Source organism: Waltera intestinalis, from assembly GCF_009695995.1.
Taxonomy (GTDB): Bacteria; Bacillota; Clostridia; order Lachnospirales; family Lachnospiraceae; genus Acetatifactor; species Acetatifactor intestinalis.
Map to the genome: position 1 here is coordinate 147,835 of NZ_VUMU01000001.1, position 17,886 is coordinate 165,720.

Annotated in this window: 16 protein-coding genes and 1 riboswitch; all 16 genes read left to right on the forward strand. The window is 48.8% G+C overall.

The annotated features are described in order from the left end of the window. Positions 1 to 14: 14 nt before the first annotated feature. The 16 genes from clpX to FYJ59_RS00790 all read left to right on the forward strand — a co-directional run bounded on the left by clpX (position 15) and on the right by FYJ59_RS00790 (position 17,854). Complete coding sequence (clpX, locus tag FYJ59_RS00715; protein ID WP_154494857.1) at positions 15 to 1,277, forward strand: ATP-dependent Clp protease ATP-binding subunit ClpX; 1,263 nt, start codon at positions 15 to 17, stop codon at positions 1,275 to 1,277. 70 nt (positions 1,278 to 1,347) lie between these two features. Next, positions 1,348 to 1,953 (forward strand): ribosome biogenesis GTP-binding protein YihA/YsxC, encoded by a 606-nt coding sequence (yihA, locus tag FYJ59_RS00720; protein WP_154494858.1) that lies wholly within the window; start codon positions 1,348 to 1,350, stop codon positions 1,951 to 1,953. Between the two features lie 55 nt (positions 1,954 to 2,008). Beyond that, positions 2,009 to 3,292 carry a sporulation integral membrane protein YtvI gene (gene ytvI, locus FYJ59_RS00725; RefSeq protein ID WP_154494859.1) on the forward strand — a complete coding sequence of 428 codons (1,284 nt, stop codon included), beginning with the start codon at positions 2,009 to 2,011 and terminating at the stop codon, positions 3,290 to 3,292. Then, positions 3,289 to 4,029, forward strand: a complete 741-nt coding sequence (gene truA / locus FYJ59_RS00730; RefSeq protein ID WP_154494860.1) for a tRNA pseudouridine(38-40) synthase TruA — start codon at positions 3,289 to 3,291, stop codon at positions 4,027 to 4,029. The genes ytvI and truA overlap by 4 nt, the downstream gene beginning before the upstream one ends. 333 nt (positions 4,030 to 4,362) lie before the next feature. Beyond that, complete coding sequence (locus tag FYJ59_RS00735; protein ID WP_154494861.1) at positions 4,363 to 5,061, forward strand: response regulator transcription factor; 699 nt, start codon at positions 4,363 to 4,365, stop codon at positions 5,059 to 5,061. A gap of 142 nt (positions 5,062 to 5,203) precedes the next feature. Then, the gene (locus FYJ59_RS00740; protein ID WP_235897862.1) at positions 5,204 to 6,034 is read left to right on the forward strand and encodes a TraX family protein; all 831 of its coding nucleotides are present in this window, start codon (positions 5,204 to 5,206) and stop codon (positions 6,032 to 6,034) included. A gap of 72 nt (positions 6,035 to 6,106) precedes the next feature. Then, positions 6,107 to 6,925, forward strand: a complete 819-nt coding sequence (locus FYJ59_RS00745; protein WP_154495017.1) for an ABC transporter ATP-binding protein — start codon at positions 6,107 to 6,109, stop codon at positions 6,923 to 6,925. Next, entirely contained in the window at positions 6,915 to 8,096 is a 1,182-nt protein-coding gene (locus FYJ59_RS00750; RefSeq protein WP_154494862.1) for an ABC transporter permease, read from the forward strand. Before FYJ59_RS00745 ends, FYJ59_RS00750 begins: the two co-directional genes overlap by 11 nt. Positions 8,097 to 8,253: 157 nt before the next feature. Beyond that, entirely contained in the window at positions 8,254 to 9,390 is a 1,137-nt protein-coding gene (locus FYJ59_RS00755) for a glycoside hydrolase family 88/105 protein (RefSeq protein WP_154495018.1), read from the forward strand. A 10-nt stretch (positions 9,391 to 9,400) separates the two neighbouring features. Then, positions 9,401 to 10,645, forward strand: coding sequence for a 23S rRNA (uracil(1939)-C(5))-methyltransferase RlmD (gene rlmD, locus FYJ59_RS00760; RefSeq protein WP_154494863.1), 1,245 nt, complete (start codon positions 9,401 to 9,403; stop codon positions 10,643 to 10,645). Between the two features lie 297 nt (positions 10,646 to 10,942). Further along, positions 10,943 to 11,599, forward strand: coding sequence for a TetR/AcrR family transcriptional regulator (locus FYJ59_RS00765; protein WP_154494864.1), 657 nt, complete (start codon positions 10,943 to 10,945; stop codon positions 11,597 to 11,599). A gap of 43 nt (positions 11,600 to 11,642) precedes the next feature. Next, positions 11,643 to 11,837: riboswitch (cobalamin riboswitch) on the forward strand. Positions 11,838 to 12,054: 217 nt separating this feature from the next. Further along, complete coding sequence (locus FYJ59_RS00770) at positions 12,055 to 13,296, forward strand: sirohydrochlorin cobaltochelatase (protein WP_154494865.1); 1,242 nt, start codon at positions 12,055 to 12,057, stop codon at positions 13,294 to 13,296. Positions 13,297 to 13,369: 73 nt separating this feature from the next. Further along, positions 13,370 to 14,296: an iron transporter gene (locus FYJ59_RS00775; protein ID WP_235897863.1), complete on the forward strand. Its 927-nt coding sequence runs from the start codon at positions 13,370 to 13,372 to the stop codon at positions 14,294 to 14,296. A 135-nt stretch (positions 14,297 to 14,431) separates the two neighbouring features. Further along, the gene (locus tag FYJ59_RS00780) at positions 14,432 to 15,586 is read left to right on the forward strand and encodes an ABC transporter substrate-binding protein (protein WP_235897864.1); all 1,155 of its coding nucleotides are present in this window, start codon (positions 14,432 to 14,434) and stop codon (positions 15,584 to 15,586) included. Between the two features lie 104 nt (positions 15,587 to 15,690). Continuing rightward, on the forward strand, positions 15,691 to 16,707 hold the full coding sequence (locus FYJ59_RS00785) for a FecCD family ABC transporter permease (RefSeq protein WP_154494868.1): 1,017 nt from the start codon (positions 15,691 to 15,693) through the stop codon (positions 16,705 to 16,707). A gap of 7 nt (positions 16,708 to 16,714) precedes the next feature. Next, a complete protein-coding gene (locus FYJ59_RS00790; protein WP_154494869.1) occupies positions 16,715 to 17,854 on the forward strand; it encodes an ABC transporter ATP-binding protein in 1,140 nt (379 codons plus the stop codon). Positions 17,855 to 17,886: the final 32 nt, after the last annotated feature.

The window sequence follows — 17,886 nt, forward strand, 5'->3', positions numbered from 1 at the left end:
GGAGTATAGTAGTAATGGCAGGAAAAAATTCCGGAAATGACATCAGATGTTCATTTTGTAACAAGACCCAGAGCCAGGTACGCAAGCTGATCGCAGGACCTGCCGGGGTATATATCTGTGATGAGTGCGTAGATATCTGCGCTGACATCCTGGAGGAGGAACTGGAAGACGAAGAAGTGGAAGAGACCGCGACTCCGGATATCAACCTTCTGAAACCGAAGGAGATCAAGAACTTCCTGGATGAATACGTCATCGGACAGGAGGAGGCGAAAAAGGTCCTCTCCGTTGCGGTGTACAATCATTACAAGAGAGTAACGGCTTCCAAGGATCTGAATGATGTGGAGCTGCAGAAGAGTAATATCATCATGGTAGGACCTACCGGCTCCGGTAAGACTTACCTGGCGCAGACACTGGCGAAGATCATCAATGTACCGTTTGCTATCGCAGATGCCACCACATTGACTGAGGCCGGTTATGTAGGCGAAGATGTAGAGAATATTCTGTTGAAGCTGATCCAGGCGGCGGACTACGATGTGGAACGTGCCCAGTACGGTATCGTATATATCGATGAGATCGATAAGATCACGAAGAAGAGTGAAAACGTCTCCATTACCCGTGATGTATCCGGTGAGGGCGTACAGCAGGCACTGCTGAAGATCATCGAGGGTACCGTGGCAAGCGTACCTCCCCAGGGTGGCAGAAAGCATCCTCATCAGGAACTGATCCAGATCGATACCACCAACATTCTGTTTATCTGCGGCGGTGCTTTCGACGGACTGGAGAAGATCGTAGAGTCCAGACTGGACCGTAAGTCCATCGGTTTTAACACAGAGCTTGGGAAGAGAGAGGACAAGGACATCAGTGAACTGTTACAGGAGGTAACTCCTCATGATCTGGTGAAGTTCGGTCTGATCCCCGAGTTCGTAGGACGTGTGCCTATCTGTGTATCCTTACGGGGACTGGACAGAGAAGCATTGATCCGTATCCTTCAGGAGCCGAAGAATGCCCTGGTAAAGCAGTACCAGAAGCTGTTCCAGATGGATCATGTAAAGTTAGATTTTGAGCAGGATGCTATCGAGGCGATCGCAGACAAAGCACTGGAACGTAAGACCGGTGCCAGAGGATTGCGTTCTATTATGGAATCCGTAATGATGGATACCATGTATGAGATTCCTTCCGATGATACCATCGAGGAATGCGTAGTCACCAAGGCTGCGGTGGATGGAGAGAGCGAGCCTCTCACCATACACGAAGATTCTCTGAAAAAGGCAAAATAATCCGGGCGCTGCCTTGTGGTGACACAGGGCAGCGCTTTGTGCAAAAAATCAGAAAGAAAAAGGTATTGTTATGATCATAAAGAATGTGAGTCTGGAAACGGTCTGTGGTATTACCAGTAAGCTTCCGGAAAATATCCATCCCGAGGTGGCATTTGCAGGGAAAAGTAATGTGGGGAAATCCTCTCTGATCAATGGTCTGATGAACCGGAAATCCCTGGCAAGAACCAGTGCCCAGCCCGGTAAGACCCAGACCATCAATTACTATAATATCAATGATGAAATCTACTTCGTGGATCTCCCCGGTTACGGTTACGCTCAGGCGAATGAGAATGTAAAAGCCCAGTGGGGTAAGATGATAGAAGACTATTTACATAAATCAAAACAGTTAAAGCTGGTGTTTTTGTTGATCGATATCCGGCATGCACCGTCGGAGAATGACCGGATCATGTATGACTGGATCCGTCGTAACGGCTACGATCCTATCATCATTGCCACGAAACTGGACAAGATCAACCGTAGCCAGATCCAAAAGCAGATAAAATTGATCCGCACCACCTTACAAGCGGGAGCGGACACACAGATCATCCCTTACTCTGCACAGACCAAGCAGGGAAGAGAAGAAATCTATGAGATTCTGGACGGAGTGCTGGCAGCAGAAGATCCTGCACAGGAATAGACAGCAGGAAGGATGAATGAGTGTAAAAGCAGAATGCGTGAGAGAGTGAGAGCATATGAAGAAATATTGTAAAGCCTTAGTGAATCTGGGTGTGGCATTTATTATATTGCTGTTGATCGTTTTCCTGGTGCCGAAGCTGTTAGTATTTTTTGCACCGTTTGTGGCAGGCTGGATCATTGCGTTGATCGCCAGTCCTCTGGTGAGGTTTTTTGAGGAAAAGGTAAAGATCAAGCGAAAAGCGGGAAGTGCATTTGTCATCGTGGCGGTTATTGCACTGGTGATATTGATCCTCTATCTTGTAGGGGCGAAGTTAACCGATGAGATCATGGGACTGATCGGTGCACTGCCGGATATCTGGGACAGTGCGGAGAATGATTTTGCCGATATCGGACAGAACCTGAGCGTTATCTATAACCGCTTTCCCGCAGATGTACAGCAAAGCATCATGGATGTCATCAATCAGATCGGAAGCTATGTGGGAAATCTGCTGGGTAAGATCGGCACCCCTACGATCAATGCCGTGGGCAATTTCGCCAAGCAGGTTCCTTCGATCCTGATCGGACTGATCATGGCACTGCTTTCTTCCTATTTCTTCGTAGCGGAGAGAGACCAGCTGGCAACATGGTTCCGTAATCATACACCGGCGGAAGTACTGTCCTGGTATTATATGCTGAAGCGCGGACTGGTCAAAGCAGTAGGCGGATATCTTAAGGCACAGCTTAAGATCGAAGTGTGGATGTATCTGTTATTAGTCATCGGATTTGCCATTCTGCAGGTAGACTATGCGTTGTTGATCGCACTGGGGATTGCATTTTTGGATTTCCTGCCTTTCTTTGGAACCGGAACCGTCATGGTCCCCTGGGCAATTATCAAGATCTTAAGCTCTGATTATAAAATGGCCATAGGGCTTCTGATCATCTGGGGCATCGGACAACTGGCGCGTCAGCTGATCCAGCCGAAGATCGTGGGAGATTCCGTGGGAATGCCGCCTCTGCCGACCCTGTTCCTTCTGTACATAGGATATAAACTGGGCGGTGTCGTAGGAATGATCGTGGCAGTGCCCATTGGTCTGATCGCTCTGACCCTGTATCAGGAGGGCGCTTTACAGACGACCAAGGACAGCGTGAAGATCCTGACAGCCGGGATCAATCATTTCCGTAGACTGAAGCCGGAGGATATGGACGAAGTGCGGCAGATGCAGGAGAGAGACCGGAGGCTGAGCGAGGAACTGGCCAGACAGGCAGCAGAGGAAGAGGCTCAAAAAGAAGCCCAAAAGGAAGCTCGAAAAGAAGCTCAAAAAGAAGCTTCTGCGAAAAAACAGAAAGAAAAGAAATTATGAGAAATATCAGACTGCGATTGCAATATGAAGGAACCAGATATCAGGGATGGCAGAAACAGACTTCCACGGATAATACGATCCAGGGGAAAATGGAGACGTTGCTGACCAAAATGTGCGGTGAACCCATAGAGATCTCTGCCAGCGGCAGGACCGATGCGGGGGTGCATGCCCTGGGGCAGGTGGCGAATTTCCACACGGAAGCTACCATGAGTGTGGAGGAGATCCTGGAATATTGTAACCGATATCTGCCGGAGGATATTGCCGTGGTGGAGGTGTCGGAGGCGACACCCAGATTCCACAGCAGACTAAATGCCACCGGGAAGCGTTACCGTTACCGCATCATCAACAGTCAGATCCCGGATGTATTCTGGAGACGCTATGCGACAGAGGAACCGGAAGAATTAGATTTAGATGCTATGCGAAAGGCGGCGGAGCGATTGCTTGGAGAGCACGATTTCAAGGCATTTACTTCTGCGAAGAAAAGTAAGAAATCCACCGTCCGCCGGATCGACGAGATCCGGATCGAACGGATAGAGAACCGTGTGGAGTTTGTATTTACCGGAAATGGATTTTTGCATCACATGATCCGTATTCTCATGGGAACCCTCCTCGAAGTCGGAAAAGGCATCCGGACGCCGGAGAGTGTGACGGATGTACTGGAGTCCGGAGACAGAGCGAAGGCGGGAGCGTTAGTACCTGCCAAAGGACTGGTACTGGAAGAAGTTTTTTACACCTGAAAAATAAAAATACTGCAACTTTTTGCCCTGCAATTGCGTCTAGTATATTGTAGGGTATTTTGATGCCTATAACTAAACTATTCAGAGCCACATTCGCAAAATCGCTCTTACAGAGCTTTCCTTTTGCTCATTGTGGCTACTTCGCCCTATAAATTTCGTCAGATATCCTTATGCATGCAAGCATTCAACGGATATCCGACAAAATTTACATGGCTCTGAATAGTTTATAAAAATTTTATAAATAGCATGCAGAAAATATGCATTGACAGGATACGATAAACGTGGATAAGGCAGAGGGACTTTATCCTATACGAAAGGTGTAAGGTGTGGACCATGGAAAAAAGGGTTGCAGTATACAATAATAATACAGGTGTAGTAGAGACAATGAGTTCTCTTCTGGCAGGAGAAGGCTTAAAAATGGTGGCAGTGACGGGGAGAGCACAGTTACAAGAATTACTGCGTGCACAGGAGATCCAGCTTCTGCTGCTGGATGTGGAACTGGATGGCAGAGGCTGGGGAGAAGGCATTGAGATGATCCATGACATCCGTAATATGACTACGATTCCCATTATTATCATTTCCGCACAGGATGCGGAGACCGCCAAGATCATGGCACTGAATGCCGGTGCGGATGATTATGTGACAGTGGGATATAATCCGCTGGAGCTGTTAGCCAGAGTGAAATCCCAGCTTCGCAGATATACACAGCTGGTCAATCTGTGCGAAAGTATTGATAGTATTTACCGCGTGGATGGACTGGAGATCAATGACCGGAACCGTACGGTAACGGTAGACGGCCGTGAAGTGAAGATGACACCCATTGAATATAAGATCTTACGGCTGCTGGTGCAAGAGCGGGGAAAGGTATTATCCATCAGCCAGATCTATGAGTCTATCTGGCATATGCAGGCTATCGGTGCGGACAATACCATTGCGGTGCATATCCGCCACATCCGTGAGAAGATCGAGAGCAATCCCAAGGAGCCCAGATACCTGAAAGTGGTATGGGGAACCGGATATAAGGTAGGATGAAAAAGATTGTTAATAAGTGTGTCCTCTGCGTCAGCAGGGGACATTTTTGTCAAAGTTTGATCGCGGGATGCTTGACAAAGCAATACAAATGCATTATTGTACTAATTAAATAATACAAGCAAGACGAGGATGGAGCATAAGGATGCAGACAGAAGTAATGCAGGAAGGGAAAATACAGGGGAAACGAGGAATCAGCAGTGCAGTGCTGAAAAATATCGCGGTAGTGACTATGTTGATCGATCACATCGGGGCGGTGATCATGACAAGGCTGCTGATCCGGAACGGGCTGTATGAAGCTATGGTGAATCAGGAGGCCTATACTGCCTGGATGGGGCAGAACGGTGGAATGTACGGCATCTACATGGCAATGCGTATCATCGGCAGACTTGCATTTCCGATTTACTGTTTTTTACTGGTAGAGGGATTCCAAAAGACTCACAATGTGAAAAAGTATCTGGGCAGGATGTTTTTATTTGCACTGATTTCGGAGGTACCCTTTGATCTGGCATTCAGCGGCAAGGCATGGTATCCGGCATATCAGAATGTATTTTTTACATTGTTATTGGGGCTGTTGGTAATCGCGGGACTTCATCTGGTGGAACAGCATTTTGCGGGTACAACGGTTGGAAAAACGATTCTGCGCGTGGGACTGAATGCCGTTATTATTCTGACAGGATGTGTACTGGCATTGGTTCTTAAGACGGATTATGATTTTAAGGGGATTTTGGCAATCACTGTACTTTATCTGTTCCGTAACCGGAAGAAAGCACAGATGTGGGCCGGTGTCATCATTTTTTTATTGATGGACAGCCTTGAGATGTTTGCAGCACTTTCCTTTATTCTGATCTGGTTCTACAACGGAACGAGAGGGCGGCAGAATAAATATTTCTTTTACTTTTTCTATCCTGCGCATCTTCTGCTCTTGTGGCTGGTATGTGTGGCAATGGGAATTGCGGGAATTCCTGCAATCTGACAAACAGCAGGATGCTCTGTGGATAGTAAAGTGGAAGACGGGGAAGACAGTGACATGGAGGATATGGCGTATATGGAAGAGAAAAAATGGAAGATAGGGGACAGCGAAGAATTGATCCGGGTACAGGAAATCAGCAAGACATTTCATCTGTCGGCAAAACAGCAGAAACTGGAGCATAGCACGGCGAAGACGAAGACTGCCGTGAATCAAGTGAGCTTTTGCGTAAACAGAGGGGAAGTGTTTGGACTTTTGGGACCCAACGGTGCCGGTAAGACCACAACGCTTCGGATGCTGGCAACGCTGATCCGACCGGACAGCGGGGATGCGGTGTTATCCGGCAGCAGCATTGTGACACAGCCGGAGGAGGTACGGCGTAAGATCGGCTTTCTGACCAGTGAACTGAAGCTGGAGGATTTTTTTACCCCGGATTATCTGTATGACTTTTTCTCTGAATTGTACGGTATTCCGACAGACAGAGGGGACGCCAGAAAACGCATGCTGTTTGCACGGTTCGGCATTCAGGAGTTTGCACAGGTGCGCGTCAGGGATCTGTCTACGGGAATGAAGCAGAAGGTATCCCTGGTGATATCGCTGGTGCAGGATCCGGAGATCATCATTTTTGATGAACCCACCAATGGACTGGATATTCTGACGGCAAAAGTGGTGACAGATTTTCTGCTGGACCTGAAGGAGCAGGGGAAGACCATTATCATATCAACGCACATTTTCAGTCTGGTGGAGAAGATCTGCGACCGGGTGGGAATTATTATTAACGGTCGTATGGCAGCCTGTGAGGACCTGCGGACGCTTTGCGGTGATAAGAGCCTGGAGGATCGCTTTTTTGAAATCTATGAAGCGGTGAACGGGGAGGAAGAGAACCATGACAAATAATACGATTACGGTAATGAAAAAAGAACTGGCAAGATTTTTCGGAGACAGAAGGCTGGTAATCACGACACTTTTGCTCCCTGGAATCATGATCTATGCAGTGTACAGTTTTTTGGGAAGCGCCATGATGAAGTCCATACTTCCGGAAGAAGCTTACGTGGCGAAAGCTTATGTGGTGGATATGCCGGAGTCGTTAAGAGAAGAACTGCGGGAGCTTAAGGTAGACTGGCAGCCTGCGGACAGAGAGCAGCTGACACAGATGCGACAGGAGATACAGGACAAACAGGCAGACGGACTGGTAGTATTCCCGGTGGATTTTGACCAGGCAGTGGAAAACTATCAGGTGCAGAGTGGGAAACCGGCGCCCAACGTGGAGATTTATTACAATTCCGCGGAGACGGAATCCACTCATTTTTACAATGAAGTGTCGGACATTTTGGAGGCATATGAGACATCTATATCCAATAAGTTAGACATCAATGCCGGGGATTCTGTGTATTACGACTGTGCCACCAGCAAAGATACTACGGGACAGATGTTTTCGATGATGATGCCCCTGATGCTTATGATGTTTTTATACAGTGGATGTATGTCCGTGGCACCGGAATCCATCGCCGGGGAGAAGGAGCGTGGTACCATAGCGACCTTGCTTGTAACTCCCATGAAGAGGAGCTCTCTGGCACTTGGCAAAGTATTTTCCTTAAGCATTATTGCACTCCTGGCAGGTTGTTCCAGCTTTATCGGAACCTTTGCAGCACTGCCGAAAATGATGGGTGGAGAGCTGACGGGAGTGGATTCGTCGGTGTATACGCCTATGGATTTTGCAATGCTGCTTCTGATCATTCTGTCTACGGTAATGGTGCTGGTATCCATGATTGCACTGGTCTCCGCTTTTGCAAAAAGCGTGAAAGAAGCGGCTACGACAGTCTCCCCTTTTACCATCGTGGTGACCTTTATCGGACTGAGTCCTATGCTCAGTCAGGGAAAAGAGATTCCGCTGTACCGGTATCTGATTCCGGTATATAACAGCGTACAGTGCATGAACGGTATTTTTTCTTTTAGCTATCAGCCGGTGGAAATTCTTTTGACCGTGATCGTGAATCTGTGTGTGGCGGGAGTGCTGGTATTCGGACTGACGAGGGCATTCCAGAGCGAGAAAGTGATGTTTGGGTAAGAGCATAGTATTTTATAATTATTGACTATAAAGTGAGAAATGTGTACAATGATAACTATTCGGAGCAACGTAAATTCGAGCAAAAAGAAAGCACCGCAGGGGCAATTTTGCGAATGATGTTCTGAATACAGAAAATGGAGGAAAATAGTACATGCAACTGCCTATTTTTGAGAAATACATTGATGAACTGATCGAGAAAAGCACTCTGGATGTTCCCGCATGGAACATTGAGAAGGCGAGAGAGGGGAAAGCTGCCGGCTGGAATTACATTGACGGTTGCATGATCCTGGCACTTTTGGAGATCTACAGCGCTACCGGAGAGAAGAAGTATTACGAATTCGCAGATGCATTTATTGACCATAGAGTACAGGAAGACGGTACGATTACGAAGTATTCCGTGGAAGAATATAATATTGACAATGTCAATGCAGGCAAGACCCTGTTCGCATTGTATGCTTTAAACGGCAAGGAAAAATATCGCAAGGCGATCGACCTGATCTACAGTCAGGTGGAGACGCAGCCCCGTACCGAGGAGGGCAACTTCTGGCACAAGAAGATCTACCCCAATCAGGTATGGCTGGACGGCATGTATATGGGACAGCCATTTTACATGGAATATGAGACTAAATTCGATGACAAGAAGCACTACGATGACATTTTCCATCAGTTTGTCAATGTCGTAAAATATATGAGGGATCCAAAGACCGGGTTATACTATCACGGATACGATGCCTCGAAAAAAGCCTTCTGGTGTGACAAGGAGACCGGACTTTCCCAGAATTTCTGGCTGAGAGCACTGGGCTGGTATTCCATGGCGCTTTTGGATACCCTGAGCAAATGTGAGCCGGGAGAAGAGTATAAGGCAGAGTATGACAAGCTGAAGAAGGTATTCGTGGATCTGATCGATTCCATGTTAAAATTCCAGGATGAGAGCGGTATGTGGTACCAGCTTCCCGCACTGGGCGGCAGGGAGCCGAACTACTTAGAGACCAGCGGAAGTGCGATCATGGCTTACTCCTTGCTGAAGGGCGTGAGACTCGGATTTTTACCGGAGTCTTACAGAGCCTATGGATTAAAGGCATTCCAGGGTATCTGTGACCGCTATCTGAAGGAGAAGGACGGACATTTAAGCCTCGGCGGTATCTGCCTCGTAGCAGGACTGGGACCGGAGGATAACCGCCGCCGTGACGGCAGCTTCGAATACTATATGTCAGAGCCCATCGTGGAAGACGATGCCAAGGGTGTGGGACCGTTATTATTAGCCTACACTGAGATGAGGAGACTGGACGATTAAGTCAGGCGTGATGATGAAGACCGATAACAGAAAAACCAAAGTGATGGTAGACAAGGAAAAACGGACACCCGTAGGACAGGGACGGGAAAAGACGATCGTGAAAAATAGGAGCGGCATCTGCCCGGTAGCCGACAAGTGCGGTGGCTGCAGCTGGATCAATCAGCCGTATGCGGAACAATTAAAAAAGAAAGAAAAGCAATTAAGGGAGCTGCTGGCTCCCTTTTGCAAAATAGAAGGTGTCATTCCCATGGAGCATCCGGAGCATTACCGGAACAAGGTACATGCGGTATTCGGCGAGAACCGTTATCATGATGCCATTTCCGGCATCTATGAGCAGAAGAGCCACCGGATCGTTCCTGTGGACAGCTGTCTGATCGAGAATGCCAAAGCGGATGAGATCATTGTATCTATCCGTGGACTGTTGAAATCATTCCATATCCGTCCCTACAATGAGGATACCGGATACGGACTGCTGCGCCATGTCCTGATCCGCACCGGACATGTCACCGGACAGATCATGGTGGTACTGGTGCTGGCTTCCCCCATCTTGCCCTCCAAGAATAATTTTGTGAAGGCACTGTTGAAACTGCACCCGGAGATCACCACTGTGGTCATCAATGTCAACAATCGAAATACCAGCATGGTACTTGGCGACAAGGAGCATGTGATCTATGGCAAGGGATACATTGAGGATGAACTGTGCGGAAAGAGGTTCCGCATTTCTCCCCAATCCTTCTATCAGGTGAATCCGGTACAGACCGAGATACTCTATGGGAAAGCTTTGGAGTATGCCGGACTCACCGGCAAAGAGACTGTGGTGGATGCCTACTGCGGAACCGGAACGATCGGCATGATCGCCAGCGACAAGGCTGACAAGGTCATCGGTGTGGAGTTAAATGCCGATGCTGTACGGGATGCCCGCAACAATGCCAAGGCGAACCAGATCCGCAACATCCAGTTCTACCAGAACGATGCCGGGAAATTCCTCGTGGAGATGGCTGGACAGGGCGCGAAAGTAGATGTCGTCCTGATGGATCCTCCCAGAAGCGGCAGCACAGAAGAATTCATGAGCTCCGTAGTCCGGATCGGCCCTGAGCGAATCGTTTACGTCTCCTGCAATCCCGAGACACTGGTCAGGGACCTGAAGTACTTTAAGAAGAAGGGTTACCGTGTGGCGAAGGGCGTGGGCGTGGATATGTTTCCGTTCACCGAGCACTGCGAAGCAGTTACGCTCCTGACACGACAGAAGAAGTAACTGAAAAGTCAGTTTGGTGTAAATAGTATAAAAACATTGGATTCCGTACAAAAAAGTTCCGAAATCAGGAATTTTTGTACGGAATTTCTTTTATTTGCGTACTTGGCGAAAATAAAGCATTTTTATAATACAAAATTACCTGCTTTTGTATTTTTTTCGCCGATATTGGCGTTTTAAATACAAGAAAATTCGTAGGAATCTGCAAGGCACTTTTACATTAGCTTTTTACAGTCGTTGACAGTCACAGCCTTTTACCATAAAATGAACAGTAAGAATGTATGAAAAAGGAAGAGAAAAATGGGAAAATCTGAGAAACAGATGGATAAAGAGCATGAGCGCAACCAGCGGATCATCGATACGGCGTTCCGGCTTTTTGTGGAAAAGAAAATAGAAGCGGTCAGTATGGATGAGATCGCAAAAGAAGCCGGTGTGGGACGTGCCACATTGTTCCGCTGTTACAACAATAAGACGGAGCTGGCTATTTCGGTCTGCGCATCGAAATGGAAGGCTTATCTGGACAAGCTGGATGAGGCAAGACCAATCTCTTCGATACACGATATTCCGGCCATCGGAAGATTTATTTTTACGCTGGACAGTTATATCGGAATGTACCAGAACCATAAGGATATTCTGCAGTATAATGATAATTTCAATAATTATGTGACGCATCAGACTGTGCAGGAAGAGGAACTGGCGAATTTCCACGCATCCCTGAATTCCGTCAACACAAGACTTCATATGATGTATGCGAAGGCAAAAGAGGACAAGACCTTCCGCACGGATATTCCGGAGGAACAGTTCATGCGTGTGACGGTGCATACCATGATGGCAGCGTGTACCCATTACGCAGGTGGTTTTATCTGGGGAGCAACGGACAACAAGGATTATACAGGTGATCTGCTGCTTTTAAAGGAAATGATCCTGAATTATGCCCAGAATGGCACCAATCTCTGATTGACATTGCAATTTCAGAAAATCTGTGATATAGTAGCCACAATTGAATATGGAGTATTCAGGTGCCGGAGCAGCCACGTAAGTAGCTGGCTCCGGTGAAAAGGGAAGCAGGTGTAAGTCCTGCACGAACTCGTCACCGTAATTAGGGAGCTGAAGCCGATAGATCACTGGGAGACCGGGAAGATGGCGGATGCAATGATCTTCAAGCCGGGAGACCTGCCTGAATGCTGTACAGAAACATTTGTTTCAAAGCCACGAGTAACTGGTTGTACGTGTGGAATGCAGAAGCGACAGAAGCTTTTTTGCATTCGTTTCTTATGTGTACAAACCCTTTACCTGATACAGGAAAGGGTTTTTGTTTTTGTTGCGAAAAACATGTTTCTGACTTACATATTTAAGAATACCGGGGCACCCCCGAAATGAAAAGAGACAGAAAAACTGTCAGAGGAGGAAACATGAAAAGAAGAATCGTAGCAGTAGTACTGGCAACCGTACTGGGCGCTGTATGCATCACCGGATGCGGCAATACCCAGGAGACCGTAGAGAGCACTGTACAGGTAAGCACTGAGGCTCAGACCACCCAGGCAGCGGAAACAGCAGCTACCGAAAGCACCGAAGATGCAGATCAGGCAGCAGCCGATGAAGTAGCAGCAATGATCGATGCCATCTATGTGCAGGAGAGAACTGAGAATACCGATAAACAGTGTGCAGATGCCAAGGCAGCATGGGATGCACTGACCGACGCACAGAGGGAACTGGTAGAGGGAGAAAATGCAGATCCCGATTATTTCGGCAGAGATACCGGAGATGCTTCCAAGGATGATCCCCGTAATCAGGATGAGATCGGTGAGAACGAGATTCTGGTAGTAAGCTTCGGCACTTCCTTTAACGACAGCCGTGTGGCTGATATCAAGGGTATCGAGGATGCGATCGCAGCAGCCAATCCCGACTGGTCTGTAAGAAGAGCATTTACCGCACAGATCATCATCAACCATATACAGGCAAGAGATGATGAGCATATCGACAACATGGATCAGGCATTGGACCGCGCTGTGGCAAACGGTGTTAAGAACCTGGTAGTACAGCCTACCCATCTGATGCACGGGGCAGAGTATGACGAGCTGATGCAGGCAGTAGAAGCCTACAAGGATCAGTTCGCATCCGTAAAAGTCGCTGAGCCCCTGTTAGGTGAAGTGGGAGACGATGCAACCGTTGTCAATGCAGATAAGAAAGCAGTAGCAGAAGATCTGACCGCAGAAGCAGTGAAGACCGCTGGGTATGACAGCCTGGATGCTGCAAAGGAAGATGGCGTGGCATTCGTATTCATGGGTCACGGAACTTCTCACACCGCAAAGGTGTCTTACAGCCAGATGCAGACCCAGATGAACGACCTCGGTTATGCTAACGTATTCATCGGAACTGTAGAAGGTGAGCCGGAAGAGACCGCCTGCGAAGAAGTCATCAAGGCTGTTGCGGAAGCAGGTTACACCAAAGTGGTTCTTCGTCCCCTGATGGTAGTAGCAGGTGACCATGCCAACAACGATATGGCAGGCGAGGATGAGGATTCCTGGTTAAGCCAGTTCAATGCTTCCGGTAAGTTTGACAGCGTGGATACCCAGATCGCAGGTCTCGGCGGGATCAAGGCTATCCAGGATCTGTATGTGGCACATACCGCAGCAGCAATGGCTGAGAAATAAATAAGAATCAAAATTACAAATGAAATAAGGATTAAAATAAGGATTAAAATCAGTAATGAAAGCAAAGACATTAATGAATAAAATCATAATCGTGGGCGGACTGAGTGCCTGTCTGCTGCTTGGCGGCTGTGGAGCAGGTCAGGCAGCGGATGCGACATCCGCAGAAAGCACGGTTGTCGCACAGGAAAGCACCGCAGCGCAGGCAGAAAGCGCAGAAGCTATAGCGGGAACAACAGAAGCAGCGGCTACAGAGACTGCACAGAACGAAGCACAGCTTCCTGATGGTGTCTACACCGCTGAATTTTCCACGGACAGCTCCATGTTCCATGTCAGTGAAGCCTGTGACGGCAAGGAAACTCTGACGGTAAAGGATGGCGTTATGACCATTCACATTTCCTTAGGTTCCAAGAAGATCCTGAATCTCTATCCGGGTCTGGCGGAAGATGCAGCCAAAGATGGTGCAGTACTGCTTGAGCCCACCACGGATACCGTGACTTACAGTGACGGCATGACGGAAGAAGTCTACGGCTTCGATGTTCCTGTACCCGTGATCGGAGAGGAATTCAATCTGGCACTGATCGGTACCAAGGGAAAATGGTACGATCATAAAGTAAAGGTATCCGATCCGGTGGCAGAGGGTGCCGCAGATACTTTTGATCTGAGCGCCGTAGAAGACGGCAGCTACACCATCGAACTGACCATGGAGGGCGGAAGCGGCAGAGCAAGCATCCAGTCCCCCGCACAGCTTGCAATAGCTGACGGAGCGGCAACGGCGATTCTGGAATGGAGCAGCCCGAACTATGATTATATGCTGGTAAACGGTGAAAAATATCTGCCGGTAAATACGGAAGGCAATTCCGTATTTGAAGTGCCGGTGGAAGCACTGGATGCACCCCTTACCATGATCGGTGATACTGTGGCAATGAGCACACCTCATGAGGTGGAATACACCGTAACTTTCCACTCTGAGACACTTGAGAGTGCAGAGAGCGGCAAGTAATACATATGATGCCAGGGTGCTATGTGCCAGTGGCACATGTTTAGCACGGACCGAAGCGGAGCGGAGACGTGGGAGTGCGTAGCACGGAGCAATCCGCAGGCACAAATATTGCAGGCTATGAAAGGCATGAAAACTTTGAGGTCAGGAAGAAATAGAAGAAAATGGATCTATGTTCTGCTTCTTATGGGACTGCTGGGGCTAAGTGGCTGCGGCAGTCCTTCTTCTGCTTCTGTGGAGATGTCTTCGCAGACAGAATTAGTAAAAACAGGCAGCATGGAGCTGCAATATGCGGAAAATTTTGCGGTGGATTACTACGAAGATGGTTATAAGATGCTGACAACGCTTCCCGATAGTAAACGGTATCTGTTAGTGCCGGAGGGACAGCCGGTGCCACGGGGACTGGATGAGGACGTCAGTATCTTGCAGGAACCACTTCAAAATATATATCTGGTGGCTTCCGGCGCGATGGACATGTTCGCCTCGCTGGACGCTGTGGATCAGATCCGGTTCTCCGGACAGAAGCAGGAGAACTGGTACATTCAGACAGCAAAGGATGCCATGGCGGCAGGGGATATGATCTATGCCGGAAAATACAGTAAACCGGATTATGAATTACTGGTGTCTGAAGGCTGTGATCTGGCGATCGAGAACCGGATGATCACGCACTCGCCGGAGGTGGTGGAAATGCTTCAAAGCTTTGATATTCCGGTGATGATCGAATATTCCAGCTATGAACAGCATCCTTTGGGAAAAGTGGAATGGGTCAAATTTTTCGGAGCTCTGACCGGAAAGGAAGCGGAGGCAGAAGAAGCCTTTGCGGAGCAGACAGAGATTCTGGAAGAGGTAGAAAGCGGGGAAAAAACAGGGAAGACCATAGCATTTTTCTATGTGACTTCCAACGGACTGATCCAGGTACGGCAGAGTACGGATTATATTCCGAAGCTGATCGAACTGGCAGGAGGAAGATACATTTTTGAGGATCTCGAGGACAGCGGAAGCGGACGCTCCACACTGAACATGCAGGTCGAAGATTTCTATGCCGGGGCTAAGGACGCAGACATTCTGATCTACAACAGCTCGATCGACGGTGGCGTGACCACGTTGGACGAACTGATCGGCAAATGCAATATTCTAAAAGACTTCAAGGCGGTACAGGAGGGGCAGGTCTATTGCACCACCAACGATATGTACCAGCAGTCCATGGCGATCGGGTATTTATTGCAGGATATGCATACGGTGTTGACGGACGATGATACCGCTAAGCTGCGTTATCTGTTTCTCTTACAGTAAGATGGAGGACCTAGAAACACAGCGTAAGCATAAGAGCGTTGGAATGAGATTAGAATACGATTGGAATACGATTGGAATACGAATAGGAAAAGAAGGAGAAAAACATGCAGCAGCGCAGGAAAATCAGATATCTCATAGCGTTTGTTCTATTGACGGCGGGCATTCTCGTGCTGCTGCTTTGCAATATAGGAATCGGAACAGTGAAGATCCCGTTGACAGAAATACTGACTACGGGAAGAACCAAAGAAGGCATGAATGCGAGGATTCTGTGGGAGATCCGCTTTCCCCGGACACTGGCGGCGGGGATCCTGGGCGGAGCGCTGGCACTTGCCGGGTATCTGCTTCAGACCTTTTTCCACAACCCCATAGCCGGACCCTTCGTGCTGGGAATTTCTTCCGGGGCGAAGATGGTAGTGGCACTGGTGATGGTATTGCTGCTGGGGAATACAGTCCGTGTCAGCTCCGGACTGTTGATCCTGGCGGCATTTTTAGGAGCTATGTTGTCCATGGGATTCGTACTTCTCATGGCAAGAAAGGTAGACAGCATGTCCATGTTGGTGGTCAGCGGCGTGATGATCGGTTACATCTGTTCTGCCATTACGGAACTGGTGGTGACTTTTGCGGAGGATGCGGATATCGTGAATCTCCACAACTGGTCGCGAGGAAGCTTTTCCGGAATGACCTGGGACAATGTGAAAGTGATGAGTATCGTGGTGGCAGTGACTTTACTTATGGTGATCCTGTTAGCAAAGCCGCTGGAAGCCTACCAGCTGGGTGAGACGTATGCACAGAATCTGGGAGTGAACATCCGGACATTGCGGATCCTGCTGGTGGTGTTGTCCAGCGTACTTTCGGCATGCATCGTGGCATTTGCCGGACCCATCTCTTTTGTGGGGATCGCCGTGCCGCAGCTGATCCGGAAATTATTCGGTACCACAAAACCGTTACTCATGATACCGGCATGTTTCTTAGGAGGCAGTGTGTTCTGCCTGTTCTGTGATCTGTTGGCGAGAACCTGGATGGCACCCACAGAGCTTGGTATCAGCACAGTGACGGCAATCTTCGGAGCACCGGTGGTATTGTGGATCATGGTATCCAAAAGCAGACGGGAGCGTGGATAACTTACCTATGAAGACGCAGAAGCCTTATTATATTACAACGGAAAAAATAAGCGTGGGTTACGATGGAAAGCCTCTGATCGAAGAAGTGGAGATCGCACTCAGAAAGGGAGAGATCCTGACGTTACTGGGACCTAACGGTGCCGGAAAATCGACGATCTTAAAAAGTATTGCAAGGCAGCTGTCCCTGATCGCGGGAACGGTGCGGCTGGACGGAGAAGATATGCGGACACTCACCGGGGCAGAACTGTCGAAAAAAATGGCAGTGGTAATGACGAAACGTCTGCAGGGAGAACTGATGACCTGCGAGGATGTGGTGGCCACCGGAAGATACCCCTACACAGGGCGTTTCGGCGTGCTGCGGGCAGAAGATCATGCAGCGGTGCAAAACGCCATGGAACTGGTGCAGGTGGCAGAGATTGGGGATTCTTTGTTTGACCGGATCAGTGACGGACAGAGACAGCGGGTGATGTTAGCCAGAGCCATCTGCCAGGAGCCGGAGATACTGATCCTGGACGAGCCGACTTCCTACCTGGATGTGCGGCATAAACTGGAATTTTTATCGATCCTGCAAAAACTTTGCAGGGAGAGAGAACTTACGGTGATCCTGTCCTTGCATGAGCTGGAACTGGCGGAGAAGATCTCCGATAGAATCCTGTGTGTGAACGGCAGGGCGGTGGACCGGATCGGAACGCCGGAGGAAGTCATGACAGCCGGCTATATCACCGAACTCTATGGCATCCGGATGGGAAGCTATGATGAGGGCAGCAGTGATATGGAGCTGGCGGCGCCGGAAGGAACACCGCAGGTCTTCGTGATCGCCGGAGCCGGAAGCGGACGGAAAATTTACCGGCGTCTGCAGAGAGCGGGGATCCCATTTGTCACCGGGATCCTGCATGAAAATGATCTGGATTATCCCGTGGCGAAGGCACTGGCGGCGGAGGTGATCGCAGAGCATCCTTTTGAGCCGGTGGCACAGGAAAAAATACAGGCAGCGAAGAAACAGTTGGAAAAGTGTAACCGCATTATCTGCTGTCGGGAGAATTTCGGCAGTCTGGAGACTTATCAGAGAGAGCTTTTAGAGTACGCAGAACAGCTGGGGAAGCAGATAGAAAAGTCAGAAAGCCCGGAGCAACAGCGTGGGTGTTAGAAAACAGAGAAACGAAATTCCCGGGATGTCGG

What these genes read in the sequence shown, in the direction of transcription:
- rlmD (WP_154494863.1), top strand. Translation starts at nt 9,401, where the DNA reads ATGATGAAGACCGATAACAGAAAAACCAAAGTGATGGTAGACAAGGAA.
- FYJ59_RS00750 (WP_154494862.1), top strand. Translation starts at nt 6,915, where the DNA reads ATGACAAATAATACGATTACGGTAATGAAAAAAGAACTGGCAAGATTT.
- FYJ59_RS00785 (WP_154494868.1), top strand. Translation starts at nt 15,691, where the DNA reads ATGCAGCAGCGCAGGAAAATCAGATATCTCATAGCGTTTGTTCTATTG.
- FYJ59_RS00740 (WP_235897862.1), top strand. Translation starts at nt 5,204, where the DNA reads ATGCAGACAGAAGTAATGCAGGAAGGGAAAATACAGGGGAAACGAGGA.
- FYJ59_RS00765 (WP_154494864.1), top strand. Translation starts at nt 10,943, where the DNA reads ATGGGAAAATCTGAGAAACAGATGGATAAAGAGCATGAGCGCAACCAG.
- FYJ59_RS00735 (WP_154494861.1), top strand. Translation starts at nt 4,363, where the DNA reads ATGGAAAAAAGGGTTGCAGTATACAATAATAATACAGGTGTAGTAGAG.
- ytvI (WP_154494859.1), top strand. Translation starts at nt 2,009, where the DNA reads ATGAAGAAATATTGTAAAGCCTTAGTGAATCTGGGTGTGGCATTTATT.
- yihA (WP_154494858.1), top strand. Translation starts at nt 1,348, where the DNA reads ATGATCATAAAGAATGTGAGTCTGGAAACGGTCTGTGGTATTACCAGT.
- truA (WP_154494860.1), top strand. Translation starts at nt 3,289, where the DNA reads ATGAGAAATATCAGACTGCGATTGCAATATGAAGGAACCAGATATCAG.
- FYJ59_RS00770 (WP_154494865.1), top strand. Translation starts at nt 12,055, where the DNA reads ATGAAAAGAAGAATCGTAGCAGTAGTACTGGCAACCGTACTGGGCGCT.
- clpX (WP_154494857.1), top strand. Translation starts at nt 15, where the DNA reads ATGGCAGGAAAAAATTCCGGAAATGACATCAGATGTTCATTTTGTAAC.
- FYJ59_RS00745 (WP_154495017.1), top strand. Translation starts at nt 6,107, where the DNA reads ATGGAAGAGAAAAAATGGAAGATAGGGGACAGCGAAGAATTGATCCGG.
- FYJ59_RS00775 (WP_235897863.1), top strand. Translation starts at nt 13,370, where the DNA reads ATGAATAAAATCATAATCGTGGGCGGACTGAGTGCCTGTCTGCTGCTT.
- FYJ59_RS00790 (WP_154494869.1), top strand. Translation starts at nt 16,715, where the DNA reads ATGAAGACGCAGAAGCCTTATTATATTACAACGGAAAAAATAAGCGTG.